This is a genomic window from Halopenitus salinus (assembly GCF_042662125.1).
In the GTDB taxonomy this organism is placed as follows: Archaea; Halobacteriota; Halobacteria; order Halobacteriales; family Haloferacaceae; genus Halopenitus; species Halopenitus salinus.
Genome location: NZ_JBHSXL010000010.1, coordinates 125250 through 136681 on the forward strand (window position 1 = coordinate 125250; position 11432 = coordinate 136681).

The window sequence follows — 11432 nt, forward strand, 5'->3', positions numbered from 1 at the left end:
CGTCCGCCGCGTCGGATAAGAACTGTTTTGGGTCGTCCGTTCGACCCATCGAACGAGAACCCCGTATGTCGTCTTCATCCGCTCCATCACCGATCCCGGGAGGTGCTCCCGGTGGCTGAGGCCCGGGTGCTCGTCCCGGTCGAGGAATCGTCCACGCTTCGCTCGACGGTCTCACACGTCACGAGCGAGGCGGCCGCCGACGGGATCGAGGCGATCCACTTCGTCCATCTCGCCTCCTGGCGAACCGACGATCCGAGCGCCACGCGGCGGCGGGCGGCCGCGAGCGACCTGCTCGAGGAGGTCGCGGTCTGGGCCCGCTACGACCTCGAGGACGCGGGCGTCGAGGACGTCGCCGTCGAGACGTCGATCGTGGGCGAGGAGGCCTACCTGTTCGGCCCCGGAGACTTCGCGGATCAGCTCCACCGATACGCCGACGATCACGGCATCGACACCGTGATCCTCGATCCCGAGTACACCCCGGTGGGGAACACGACGCTGTTACAGCCCATGGAGTTCGAACTCGCCTCGACGCCGCTTTCGGTGCGCGAGGCCACCGTCGACCGTCCCGCACGTCACGTCCGGATCGCAAAGGAGCTCACGGGGCTGCGGTTCGCCGCGGTCTTCGGCCTCTCGTTCGTCTTCTACATGGTGCTCGGCGATCCCACCTACTGGTTCGACCTCGTGACCGGGGTCGCCTCCGCGCTCGTCGTCGCCATATCGCTCTCCCGGGTCAGCCTCGATCACGATCCGACGTTTCCGGAAACGCCGATGCGCCTGTTTCGCGGCGTCATCTACGTCCCCGTGTTGTTCTTCGAGATCCTCAAATCGAACCTCGTCGTCGCCCGAGTCATCCTCTCGCCCTCCCTGCCGATCGAGCCGACGATGACCCGGATGCGCGTACTCGTCGGGTCCGGCCTCCCCGTCACGACGCTGGCGAACTCGATCACGTTGACCCCCGGCACGCTCACGGTTCGCGCGCGGGACGCCGACCTCTACGTCCACACGCTCATCCCGTGGGCCCGCGAGGGGCTCTTCGACGGCGGGCTCGAGCGGTGGACCCGGTTCGTCTTCTACGGCCGCGAGGCCGCACGGCTCCCGACGCCGCGCGAGCGCGACGACTGCGCGGTGTTGCAGGGCCCCGACGCCGACGAGGACATGCCCCTTCTCGCCGCCGACGGCGGACGGTCGATCGCGACTGGGGACGGCTCGTCCGAACCGGCTGACGACGACCCTCGGGAGGGGCCGAACCGATGAGCATCGCCGACGTCGCGATCGCGAGCGGGTACACGGTCGGGGACGTCCTGTTGGCCGCCGCCGCCGGGTTCGTCCTGCTCGCGCTCGGAATGCTGTATCGGGCCGTCAAGGGCCCGACGATGCAGGATCGGGTCCTCGCAGTCAACGTGCTCGGGACCAACACGGTCGTCATCCTTGCGCTTCTAGGCGCCGGGCTCGGCGAGCCGACGTTCCTCGACATCGCGCTCGTCTACGCCCTGTTGAACTTCCTGATGGCGATCGCGATCTCGAAGTTCACGGTCGAACGCGGGGGGGTCCTCTGATGGCGCTCGAGTCGACCGATCCGGTCACGATCGCCCGGATCGTCCTCGTCGTCGCGTGTCTCGCCGGGGCGCTGTTCTTCACGTTCGTCTCGATGACGGGCGTGATCCGGCTTCCGGACGTCTACGCGCGGGCCCACACCGCCTCCCAGGCCGACACGCTCGGCGCGGGATTCGGATTGGCGGCCGTCGCGCTCACGCTCGGGTGGCAGGGTGCCTCGATCAAGACGGTGATCCTGTTGTTCTTCATCTTCGTGACGAACCCGACGGCGGCACACGCGATCGCGAGGGCCGCCTTCGAGGACGGGATCGTGCCGTGGACCGAGGGGGACGAGCGCCGATGAGCGCGAGCGTAACCGCGATCGAGGCGATGCTCTTCGTCTTCGTGATCGCCACGGCGCTCGTGACGGCGCTCGCCCGGGACGTCCTCTCGTCGATCATCGTCTTCGGGGCCTACAGCCTCGGCATGGCCGCGCTGTACACGTTCTATCGAGCCCCGGACGTCGCGCTCACCGAGGCGGCGATCTCGGCGGGCGTCACGACCGTCCTGTTGCTTCTCACCATCGCGAAGACCTCGCGCATCGACCGCGAGGTCGTCTTCGAGACGGTCGACTGGTCGGCCGCAGCGGCGGTGGGCGCCCTGTGTGCCGTGATGCTCGCCACGGTCTCGTTCATGCCGGCCGTCGGCGACCCGGACGCGCCCGTCTGGTCGAATCCCGACGTCACCGGCTACTACCTCGCGAACACCTACGCCGACACGGGCGTCGAGAACGCGGTGATGGCCGTGCTCGCCTCCTACCGGGGGTTCGACACCTTCGGGGAGGCGGTCGTGGTCTTCGCCGCCGGCGTGGCGGCGATGGTGGTCCTCCACCGGGAGGTGTTCTCGTGAGCGACCGCTCCTCCCCCGGCGACGCCGGGAAAACGACCGATTCCGCCGTCCCCAACGGCGACGGGGGCGACGACGAGCGCTCCGGCGCCCCCCCGATCGAGCCGACCTACTCCGGGCGCGACGAGCGGCCGCATCTCTCCCGGATCCAGCGTCAACAGACGCCCTACACGGAGAGCCAGGTGATCATGTCGACGGTCAAGATCGTCTCGCCGTTCGCGTTCACCTACGGGCTGTTCGTCACCTTCCACGGCGGCGGGTCGCCGGGCGGGGGGTTCCAGGGAGGCGCCATCGTCGCCGCGGTCGTGTTGATGATCGCCTTCGCGTTCGGGATCGACTCCACCCGCGAGTGGTTCACGAACGCGACCGTCGTCGGACTCGGCGTCGGCGGCGTCCTCGTCTTCGCCGGCATCGGGATCGTCGGGCTCGCCCGCGGCGGCACCTTCCTCGAGTACGCGCTGCTTCCGATCCCCCATCCGGTGAAGTACGGCATGGAGGGCGTCGAGATCCTCGGGATCGGGCCCATCGTCGCCGGCGTGCTCGTGGGGCTGTTCTTCCTCCTCGCCGCCGGCTTCGACGACCACGACGCCGGAAACGGCGGCTCAACCCGGCCGAACGACACCGAGCCGACGGAGGGGTCCGAATGACGGGCGTCGCGCTCACCGTCGTCGACCTGCTGGCGACGCGACACGCCTACGCCGTGTTCGCGATCCTGCTCTGTATCGGCCTGTACATGATGATCGCCAACGAGCACCTGGTGAAGAAGATCATCGGACTCAACCTGTTCCAGACGGCGATATTCCTCCTCTTCATCGCCTCCGCGTACGTGCGCGGCGGGGCGATACCGATCGTCCACGACGGCGGCGGCGAGACGCTCCACGTGAGCCCGCTCCCGCAGGTCATCGTCCTCACCGCCATCGTCGTCGGCGTGAGCCTCACGGCGGTCGGACTCGCGCTCTGTCTGCGGATCTACGCGGAGTACGGAACCCTCCGTACGGACGCGCTACGAGAGGTGATGCGCGAGGAGGACGCGATCCCCGACGCACCGGCCGCTCCGGATGCACCCGGGACCGACGAAGGGGGTGACGCCGCGTGATCGACGTCCTGTTGCCCGCGTTGATCGTGGTGCCCATCGTCGCCGCGACGATGCCGATCGCTCTCGGGCTTCGCTACGACGACGTCGGGTGGCCGATCGCCGCCGCGACCGCTCTCGCCCTCCTCGCGATGGCTGGGGCGGTCGTTCGGACGGCGTTCCTCGATCCGCCCTCCCCGATCGGGATCGTCCACGAGCTGGGCGGCTGGCAGCGGCCGTACGGGATCGAGCTCGTCGCCGACGAGCTGTCGGCCGCGATGGTCGCGCTGATCGCGATCGTCGCCGCGGCCACGCTCGTCCTCTCGCGAGTCGCCGGACCGCGCGGGAACGCGTTCTACGCCGCCTACCTCATGCTGGTCGGCGGGCTGATGGGCATGGCGCTCACCGGCGACCTGTTCAACCTGTTCGTCTTCTTGGAGATCGTCGGCCTGACGACCTACGCGCTCGTCGCCGCCGACCGGTCGGGCGCGAGCGCCTACGCCTCGATCAAGTACCTGATGGTCGGGACGGTCGGCGCCTCGCTGTACCTCGTCGGCGTCGGCTACACGTTCCTCGCGACGGGATCGCTCAACATGGTCGACCTCCAGGGCGCGATCGCCTCGGTCGGCTACGGCGACCCGCTGATCCAGGCGGGCTACGCCTTTATCGCGGTCGGCTTCGGGCTCAAGATCGCCCTGTTCCCGCTGCACGTCTGGCAGCCGGACGCCTACCAGCGCGCGCCGGATTCGGTGACGGCGCTGATCGCGGCGTTAGTCTCGACGGCCGCCGCCTACGCGCTGTTGCGCGTCACGTACACCGTCTTCACCGTCGAGTTCCTCGAGGCCAATCCCCACATCACGAACGGGATGTTGCTCGTCGCCGGCGTCTCGATCCTCGTCGGCTCCGCGCTCGCGGTCATGCAGTCCGACCTCAAGCGCCTGTTCGCCTACTCCTCGGTCGCCCAGTTCGGGATGATCGTCGCGGCGATCGGACTGGCGAACGAGACCGCGCTGCTCGGCGGGATCGTCCACCTGATCGGCCACGGGCTCCTCAAGTTCGGGCTGTTCCTCGCGATCGGCCTCCTCGCGTACGGCTACGGAGCCAGACGTGTTCGCGACCTCGCGAGCCTGGCTCGACGCGCGCCGTACGTCTCGGGGGCCTTCGTCGTCCTCGGGCTCGCGCTCGTCGGGATTCCCCCGTCGGTCGGGCTGCTCGGGAAGTGGTACATCGCCCTCGGCGCCGTCAGGGTCGCCGGAACCGGCGATCCGGCCGGTGCGGGGATCGCCGTCGTGATGCTTTTGAGCACCCTGTTCACGCTCGCGTACGTCGCTCGGATCGTCGAACAACTCTACTTCGCCGGCGTGGATCCCGCCGTCGACTCGACTGCGGATGGCGGATCGTCCGGCTCGGGGCCGTCCGACGCGCTCGCTGACGGCGGCGAGTCCGTCGGGCCCGTTCCGACCGGCGCCCTCGTCGTCCTCGTGGCCGTCACGCTGACCGCCGTCGGGCTCGGCTTCGCCGGCTTCGCCGTCTACGATCTCTTCGACCCGTTCCTCGGGAGGATGTTCTAAATGACCGAAGTCGAATCACTGAGACCGCTCGTCGCCGTCCTCGTATCGTTCGTTGCGTCCGGGTTCATCGTCGCCTCCTACCGGCGACCGAACCTCCGGGAGGGGTGGACGCTCCTGGCCGCCGTCGGGAAGTTCGCCGCCGTCGCCTCGATGCTGCCCGGCGTGCTCGGCGGCACCGTCTACGTCTCGAACCTCCTGGCGTTCCTGCCGGGCGTCCAGCTCACGCTGCGGGCGGACCCCCTCGGAATGCTCTTCGCGTTCCTCGCGAGCGGCCTATGGATCGTGACCTCGCTCTACAGCATCGGCTACATGCGCGGGCTCGACGAGCCCAACCAGACGCGCTACTTCGCCGCCTTCGCCGTCTCGCTGTCGACGACGATGGGGATCGCCTTCGCCGGCAACCTCGTCACCATCTTCGTCTTCTACGAGCTGTTGTCGATCGCGACCTACCCGCTCGTCGCCCACGACGAGACCGCGGAGGCGCGCTCGGCGGGCCGCAAGTACCTCGCGTACACCATGTTCGGGGGCGGCGTGCTCGTGCTCGCCGGGACCGTGTTGGTCTACTGGCTGACCGGGCTCGTCGGCGAGCCGACCGTCTCCTTTTCGGCCGGCGGGATCGACGCGCTCGCGACCGCCGCGAGCACCGACCCATTGATGGCGAAGATCGCCTTCGTCCTGCTCGCGGTCGGATTCGGCGTCAAGGCCGGGCTGATGCCGCTCCACCAGTGGCTCCCCGAGGCGATGGTCGCCCCGACGCCGGTGTCGGGGCTGTTGCACGCCGTCGCCGTCGTCAAATCCGGCGCGTTCGGCGTCTCGCGGCTCGTCCTCGACGTCTACGGACCCGAGGTCGTCTTCGATCTCGGCGTGGGGATCTGGCTGTCGGTGGCGGCCGCGTTCACGCTGACGGCGGCCAGCGTGATCGCCTTGCGCAAGGACCACCTCAAACAGCGGCTCGCCTACTCGACGGTGAGCCAGCTCAGCTACATCCTGCTTGGACTGGGGCTGTTCGGGTGGTACGGCCTCGTCGGGGCGCTGCTTCACATCCCCGCGCACGCGTTCATGAAGCTCACGCTGTTCTTCTGTGCCGGCTGCATCCACGTCGAGACCCACACCGACTACATCTCGGAGATGGCCGGGATCGGAAAGCGGATGCCGGTGACGATGGGCGCGTTCACCGTCGCCGCCGCCGGGATGGCCGGCATCCCGCTCGTCGCCGGGTTCGTAAGCAAGTACTACATGCTGATCGGCGGCGTCCGGATGGGCGCGGCGCTCACGCCCGTCGGCTACTACCTGGCCGGCGCGCTGTTGCTCTCGGGCGTCCTCAACATCGCCTACTTCTGGCCGGTCGTCTACACCGCGTTCTTCGAGTCGGAGGAATCTCACGACTCCAAGCCGCTCGTCGACTTCCCGCTCGGCGGACGGACGACCGCAACCGTGGAGTCGCCGCGGACCGACGGCGGCGAACGCGAACCGGACGACGACCACGTCGCCGACGACGATCACGCCCCCGTCGACGGACGAGCGGAGGAGGGTGACGAAAACGCCGAGGACGCCGCCGAGGCCTCCGAACCCGCCGACTTCGAGGAGAAGACCACCGTCGCTGAGGAGGACACCGCCGTCGCCGAGGAGACGATTCCGGACGCCGAGGACGTCGCGATGGATCCGGATGGTGTCGTACGACCCGACTTCTCCCCCGGCGATCGGGACTTCTCCGAGCCGGCCGAGCGGATCGACACCGGCGATTACGCGGTCGACAAGAACCCCTCGGACGCGACCGTCGGCTTTCGGGATTCGACGCCCGAGCCAGAGGATGATCGTGGCGATCACGATGATCGTGGCGACGATCACGGTCGCCACGGTGACGATCGCATCGACCACGACCACCACGCTGACGACTCCGCCGACCACGACCACCACGGCGGGCCGCCGCCGGGCGGTTGGGAGTCGATCCGCGGTCTCGACGCCCTGCTGGGACGCGAGACGACGTGGTTCATGCTCGCGCCGATCCTGACGGCGATGACCCTCGCCGTCCTCGTCGGGGTCGTGCCGACCGAGACCGGCTTCCTGGAGCTGATCCAGCTCATCGTCGACACGCGCCTCGAGGGCGCGGGGGTGGGACCATGACGGGCGTCGGCGCGGTCGATCTGGGCGCGCTCGCGTCCTGGCTTCCGCCGGCGCTGCTTTCGCTCCCGTCGTACGCGCTCGTGGCGATCGCCGCGCTGCTCGTCGTCGCCTTGCCCCGACGGATCGGTCACCTGCTTGGAGCGGCGGCGACCGCGTTCGTCCTCGTCCAGGCCCTCGCCTTCGATCCGAGCGTCTACGGTCCCCTCCTGGCGGGACGGTTCCTCGGGTTCGACGTCGTGTTCCTCAACGTCGACGACTTCTCGCGGCTGATGGGCGCCGTGATCGGGTTCCTCGCGACCGCCGCGGTGGCCTACGCCTACGGCAGCGACGCCCCGAAGTGGACGAGCGGGCTCGCGTTGATCTACGTCGCCTCGACCGTCGCGACCGTCTACGCCGGCGACTGGCTCACGCTCGTCTTCTTCTGGGAGCTGATGGCCGTCACCTCGACGCTTCTCGTCTGGCACCACGGCGGCGAGGCGGTCCGGGCCGGATTCCGATACGCGATCTTCCACGGCATCGGGGGGACGCTGTTGCTCGCGGCGGTCGTCGTTCACTTCGGGGCCGTCGAGAGCTTCCTGTTCACCGCCGAGACGGGAATCCACGCGTCGGCCGCCCCGCTCGCGGCGGTCGGGATCGGGATCAACTGCGGGTTCATCCTGCTTCACACGTGGCTGCCCGACACCTACCCGCGCCCGCACATCGCGGCCTCTGTGTTCCTGTCGGTCTTCACGACGAAGACCGCCGTCTACGTCCTCTACCGGGCGTTCCCCGAGGGCGGGCTCTGGATGGCCTACCTCGGCGGCGCGATGGCGGTCTACGGCGCCTTCTTCGCGCTGTTGCAGTACGACCCGCGGCGGCTGCTCTCCTACCACATCCAGGCGCAGGTCGGCTACATGCTCGCCGGGATCGGGCTCGCTGGCTACGTCGGCGAGAAGGCGCTCGCGGGCGGGTTCGCCCACCTGCTCAACAACGTCCTCTACAAGAGCCTGCTGTTCATGGCGCTCGGCGTCGTGATCTACCGGACCGGCAAACAGGACATCCGCGAGATGGGCGGCCTCTGGCGGAAGATGCCGATCGCCTTCGTGATCTACCTCGTCGGTGCCGCGTCGATCACGGCCGTGCCCGGGTTCAACGGCTTCGTCTCGAAGGGGATGGTGATCGACTCGGCCCACGAGATCCACCAGTTCGAGATCGCCTTGGGCGGCGGGCTCCTGTGGTGGCTCCTCATCCTCGGCGGCGTCGGGACGTTCATGTCGTTCATCAAGCTCGGCTACTACACGTTCTTCCACGGCCCGGCCTCGAGCTCACCGCGGGACGCGACGGCCTTTCAGACCGTCGGGATGACGCTCGCCGCCGCCGCCTGCGTGTTCCTCGGCGTCTCCTACGAGACGCTCATCGGATTGATGCCCCACACCGAGTACCTGCTCGCGGAGCTCCACCCCTACAGCGCCGGCCATCTTCGGGAGTCCGCCGCGCTGTTGGTCGCCGGATTCGTCGGCTTCTTCGCGCTCAAGCGGCCGCTCGGCTGGCTGGCCCACCACGTTCGCGACGTCGACGCCGTCACCTACCCGGCGTTCTTCTACGCCGGACGCGGATTGATCTGGGGCGTGACTGAGCTGTGGGCCGCCGTCGACCGCGCGACCATGCGGCTCGTCGCGCTCCTCGAGTGGACCGCGATGAACCCCCGATCCGCGGCTCGCCGCCTCGGAATCGACTCGGAGATCCGGTCCGGGATCGGCCGCGGCGTCCTCGTGATCACGCTCGTCGCGGCCGCCGCCTTGATCCTCGTATTGGTGGGCTGATCGGATCGGTCGCCCGTTTCGGGGGATGGGTGAGGCGGACGGGCGAGCCTCCGACGTCGTCCGTCCCCGGTTTTCTTATATCCCCCTCGCATAGCCGCGAGCGATGGATCGCCGTCTCGGGATCGGACTCGCGCTGTTCGTCCTCGGCGTGACGGCCGACGTCGCCACCACCTACGTGGCGATCGCTCACGGGCCGTTCGTGGAGGGGTCCCCGATCGGCGGACGGCTCATCGACCGGTACGGCCTCGTTCGCGGGATGATCGCGACGAAGCTGGCCGGCATGGTCCTGATCGCCATCCCGGCGGTCGTCGCCGACCGCGACCGCGACGTCGTGCTGGCGGTGATGTTCGGCGGCGTCGGCGTGCTCTCGTGTCTCGCCGCCGGGTACAACCTCGTCCGGATCGCCGGGGCGTGAACGGCCCGGTCGCTACAGCTCGATCCGCTCGACGAGCCGATCCTCGCCGTCACCTTTGGTGTTTATCGCGACGATCCGGACGTCGGACTCGAGCATCGATCCCTCGAGTTTCGACTTCAAAAGCGAGTCGACCTGGTAGACGCCGGCGGCGTTGTTCATCGTGATCTCGACCTCGACGGCGTGGTCTGACCCCGGCGCGAGCGCGACGCGTTCTATCGCCCGTGAGGAGATCGTGTTGATGCCCCGGCCGCCCTTCTCGTAGGGGATGCGCGAGCGCCCCCGCTCCATGTCGAGCCCGTCCGCGATCCGGATCACGCCGGCCTCCCTCGTCAGCGGCGTCTCCTCGGTGTGGTGACAGAGGATAGCGTGTAGCACCTCCGCCTTCACGCGGACGGCCGCCTCCGTCCCGTAGAACTCGGGGAGGAAGCGATCGAGGAGATCGGCGGCGAGCGGGATGGAGTAGTAGGAGTGGTCGTCGCGGTGGACGACGTGGCCGACGTCGTGAAGCGTCGCCGCGAGCGCGACGATGACGGCCTCGTCGGCCTCCTCGAGTCCCTGATCGCTGGCGCCGTTGAACTCGACCCCGCCGGCCTTCAACAGGTCGTAGAGTCTGAGCGCACGGTCGCGAACGATCTCGATGTGTTTCTCGCCGTGGTCGTTGTACCCCTTTCGGGTGACCGCGTTGACGTTTTGGGCCTGCAGGTACGTGGCGATCTCCGGATCGGATTCGATCGCGGAGAGGACCTCGTTCAAACGCCCGTCCGGAAAGGCGTGGTCCGCGCCCGGATCGTACTCGCGTCGTTCCGTCGATTCGTCGGCGTCGTCGTCCATGCCTCGTCGGTCGTCGCGTCCGAACTTAAAAAGCCTGCTGGCGGACCACGATCGGGAGCGTCTGACGCTTCGTCTCCCGTCGGCTTTCAGATCGCCTCGGCGGTGGCCGACTCGACCGCGGCTTCGACCTCGTCGTACGGGGGCTCCTCGCCCGGCTCGCCGGCGAGCCAGCGGTAGGTGATCGTCCCCTCGTCGTCGATCACGAACACGGACCGGCGGGCGATCTCGTCGATCCCGACGTGGTCGAACGAGTCGACGACGTCGTATGCCGCGATCGCCTCGTGGCCGGCGTCGCTGACGAGTCCGAAGGTGAACTCCTCCTGGGACCGGAACTCCGAGAGGGCGTAGGGGAGATCGGTGCTGATCCCCATGACCGTCGCGTTCAGCGCCTCGAACCGGTCGAACCGGTCGCGAAGCGTACACAGCTCCGTGGTGCAGGTTCCGGTGAACGCGGCCGGGAAGAACGCGAGAACGACCGGGCCGTCGCCGAGCCGCTCCGACAGACGCATCGATTCGACGTCGTCAGCGACGAACGTCGCCTCGAAATCGGGTGCCGTATCGCCGGTGGATGCCATATCGGCCGGTCGTTCGCGCGCGGTTTTTACTTTATGGCTCGCGTCGATCGGAACGCAGCGATCGTCCTCGATGAGCGACGATGGCCTTGGATGGTCGGTCGGGGTCCCGAGGGGAGCAAAAGGCATATAATAATAACCGGGCTACTGCGAGGTGAGATGACACCCGCGATTCCACTGTTCGGTCCGCTTCCGGTCGGTCCCGAGCTACTCATCATCCTGCTCGTCCTCGTGTTGTTGTTCGGCGCACAGAAGATCCCGAAGCTCGCTCGTTCCACCGGTCAGGCGATGGGCGAGTTCAAGAAGGGTCGTGAGGAGGTCGAGGAGGAGCTCCAGGAGATGCAAGGCGAGATCGATCCCACCGAGGAGTCCGACTCGACGACCTCCTCGGCCGACTCGTCCGAGACGACCGACGCTGACGACGACGAAGCCGAGACCGAAGCGGCGACCGACTCCGAGACGGCGACCGAGACGTCGAAGTGAGACGGCCGAACCGTTCGGGTGAGTGACCCGTCGGGCCGACCCCTTCTCGTCGGACGCGTGGCCTAGTGGATAGGGCGAGAGGTTCCTAACCTCTCGATCGCGGGTTCGAATCCCGCCGCGTCC

The 11432-nt window shown here is 68.2% G+C and carries 13 protein-coding genes; 11 read left to right on the plus strand and 2 right to left on the minus strand.

All coding sequences use genetic code 11. From position 1 onward, the window contains the following. Positions 1-111 precede the first annotated feature (111 nt). From ACFQE9_RS13985 to ACFQE9_RS14030, 10 genes are all read left to right on the plus strand, one after another. Entirely contained in the window at positions 112-1254 is a 1143-nt protein-coding gene (locus ACFQE9_RS13985) for a monovalent cation/H+ antiporter subunit E (RefSeq protein WP_379745992.1), read from the plus strand. Further along, positions 1251-1556: a cation:proton antiporter gene (locus tag ACFQE9_RS13990; RefSeq protein WP_379745995.1), complete on the plus strand. Its 306-nt coding sequence runs from the start codon at positions 1251-1253 to the stop codon at positions 1554-1556. Before ACFQE9_RS13985 ends, ACFQE9_RS13990 begins: the two co-directional genes overlap by 4 nt. Further along, the gene (gene mnhG / locus ACFQE9_RS13995; protein WP_379745999.1) at positions 1556-1897 is read left to right on the plus strand and encodes a monovalent cation/H(+) antiporter subunit G; all 342 of its coding nucleotides are present in this window, start codon (positions 1556-1558) and stop codon (positions 1895-1897) included. The genes ACFQE9_RS13990 and mnhG overlap by 1 nt, the downstream gene beginning before the upstream one ends. Continuing rightward, entirely contained in the window at positions 1894-2442 is a 549-nt protein-coding gene (locus ACFQE9_RS14000) for a DUF4040 domain-containing protein (protein WP_379746002.1), read from the plus strand. Before mnhG ends, ACFQE9_RS14000 begins: the two co-directional genes overlap by 4 nt. Continuing rightward, the gene (locus tag ACFQE9_RS14005) at positions 2439-3086 is read left to right on the plus strand and encodes an MnhB domain-containing protein (protein ID WP_379746004.1); all 648 of its coding nucleotides are present in this window, start codon (positions 2439-2441) and stop codon (positions 3084-3086) included. Before ACFQE9_RS14000 ends, ACFQE9_RS14005 begins: the two co-directional genes overlap by 4 nt. Continuing rightward, positions 3083-3535 carry a cation:proton antiporter subunit C gene (locus tag ACFQE9_RS14010; protein WP_379746007.1) on the plus strand — a complete coding sequence of 151 codons (453 nt, stop codon included), beginning with the start codon at positions 3083-3085 and terminating at the stop codon, positions 3533-3535. The genes ACFQE9_RS14005 and ACFQE9_RS14010 overlap by 4 nt, the downstream gene beginning before the upstream one ends. Beyond that, positions 3532-5082 (plus strand): proton-conducting transporter transmembrane domain-containing protein, encoded by a 1551-nt coding sequence (locus ACFQE9_RS14015; protein WP_379746010.1) that lies wholly within the window; start codon positions 3532-3534, stop codon positions 5080-5082. The genes ACFQE9_RS14010 and ACFQE9_RS14015 overlap by 4 nt, the downstream gene beginning before the upstream one ends. Next, complete coding sequence (locus ACFQE9_RS14020; RefSeq protein WP_379746013.1) at positions 5083-7206, plus strand: cation:proton antiporter; 2124 nt, start codon at positions 5083-5085, stop codon at positions 7204-7206. Continuing rightward, positions 7203-9008 carry a Na(+)/H(+) antiporter subunit D gene (locus ACFQE9_RS14025; protein ID WP_379746016.1) on the plus strand — a complete coding sequence of 602 codons (1806 nt, stop codon included), beginning with the start codon at positions 7203-7205 and terminating at the stop codon, positions 9006-9008. The genes ACFQE9_RS14020 and ACFQE9_RS14025 overlap by 4 nt, the downstream gene beginning before the upstream one ends. 103 nt (positions 9009-9111) lie before the next feature. Continuing rightward, positions 9112-9423, plus strand: coding sequence for a hypothetical protein (locus ACFQE9_RS14030; protein ID WP_379746019.1), 312 nt, complete (start codon positions 9112-9114; stop codon positions 9421-9423). A gap of 12 nt (positions 9424-9435) precedes the next feature. On the opposite strand, the gene ACFQE9_RS14035 is transcribed toward ACFQE9_RS14030, so the two are convergent. Together ACFQE9_RS14035 and ACFQE9_RS14040 are read right to left on the minus strand one after the other, a co-directional pair. Beyond that, entirely contained in the window at positions 9436-10254 is an 819-nt protein-coding gene (locus ACFQE9_RS14035) for an HD domain-containing protein (protein WP_379746022.1), read from the minus strand. 86 nt (positions 10255-10340) lie between these two features. Then, positions 10341-10829, minus strand: a complete 489-nt coding sequence (locus ACFQE9_RS14040; protein WP_379746024.1) for a redoxin domain-containing protein — start codon at positions 10827-10829, stop codon at positions 10341-10343. 156 nt (positions 10830-10985) lie between these two features. Here ACFQE9_RS14040 and ACFQE9_RS14045 point away from each other — a divergent pair, with 156 nt between their 5' ends. Further along, positions 10986-11309: a Sec-independent protein translocase subunit TatA/TatB gene (locus tag ACFQE9_RS14045; protein ID WP_379746026.1), complete on the plus strand. Its 324-nt coding sequence runs from the start codon at positions 10986-10988 to the stop codon at positions 11307-11309. Positions 11310-11432: the final 123 nt, after the last annotated feature.

What these genes read in the sequence shown, in the direction of transcription:
- ACFQE9_RS13990 (WP_379745995.1), top strand. Translation starts at nt 1,251, where the DNA reads ATGAGCATCGCCGACGTCGCGATCGCGAGCGGGTACACGGTCGGGGAC.
- mnhG (WP_379745999.1), top strand. Translation starts at nt 1,556, where the DNA reads ATGGCGCTCGAGTCGACCGATCCGGTCACGATCGCCCGGATCGTCCTC.
- ACFQE9_RS14000 (WP_379746002.1), top strand. Translation starts at nt 1,894, where the DNA reads ATGAGCGCGAGCGTAACCGCGATCGAGGCGATGCTCTTCGTCTTCGTG.
- ACFQE9_RS14010 (WP_379746007.1), top strand. Translation starts at nt 3,083, where the DNA reads ATGACGGGCGTCGCGCTCACCGTCGTCGACCTGCTGGCGACGCGACAC.
- ACFQE9_RS14020 (WP_379746013.1), top strand. Translation starts at nt 5,083, where the DNA reads ATGACCGAAGTCGAATCACTGAGACCGCTCGTCGCCGTCCTCGTATCG.
- ACFQE9_RS14025 (WP_379746016.1), top strand. Translation starts at nt 7,203, where the DNA reads ATGACGGGCGTCGGCGCGGTCGATCTGGGCGCGCTCGCGTCCTGGCTT.
- ACFQE9_RS14030 (WP_379746019.1), top strand. Translation starts at nt 9,112, where the DNA reads ATGGATCGCCGTCTCGGGATCGGACTCGCGCTGTTCGTCCTCGGCGTG.
- ACFQE9_RS14035 (WP_379746022.1), bottom strand. Translation starts at nt 10,254, where the DNA reads ATGGACGACGACGCCGACGAATCGACGGAACGACGCGAGTACGATCCG.
- ACFQE9_RS14040 (WP_379746024.1), bottom strand. Translation starts at nt 10,829, where the DNA reads ATGGCATCCACCGGCGATACGGCACCCGATTTCGAGGCGACGTTCGTC.
- ACFQE9_RS14045 (WP_379746026.1), top strand. Translation starts at nt 10,986, where the DNA reads ATGACACCCGCGATTCCACTGTTCGGTCCGCTTCCGGTCGGTCCCGAG.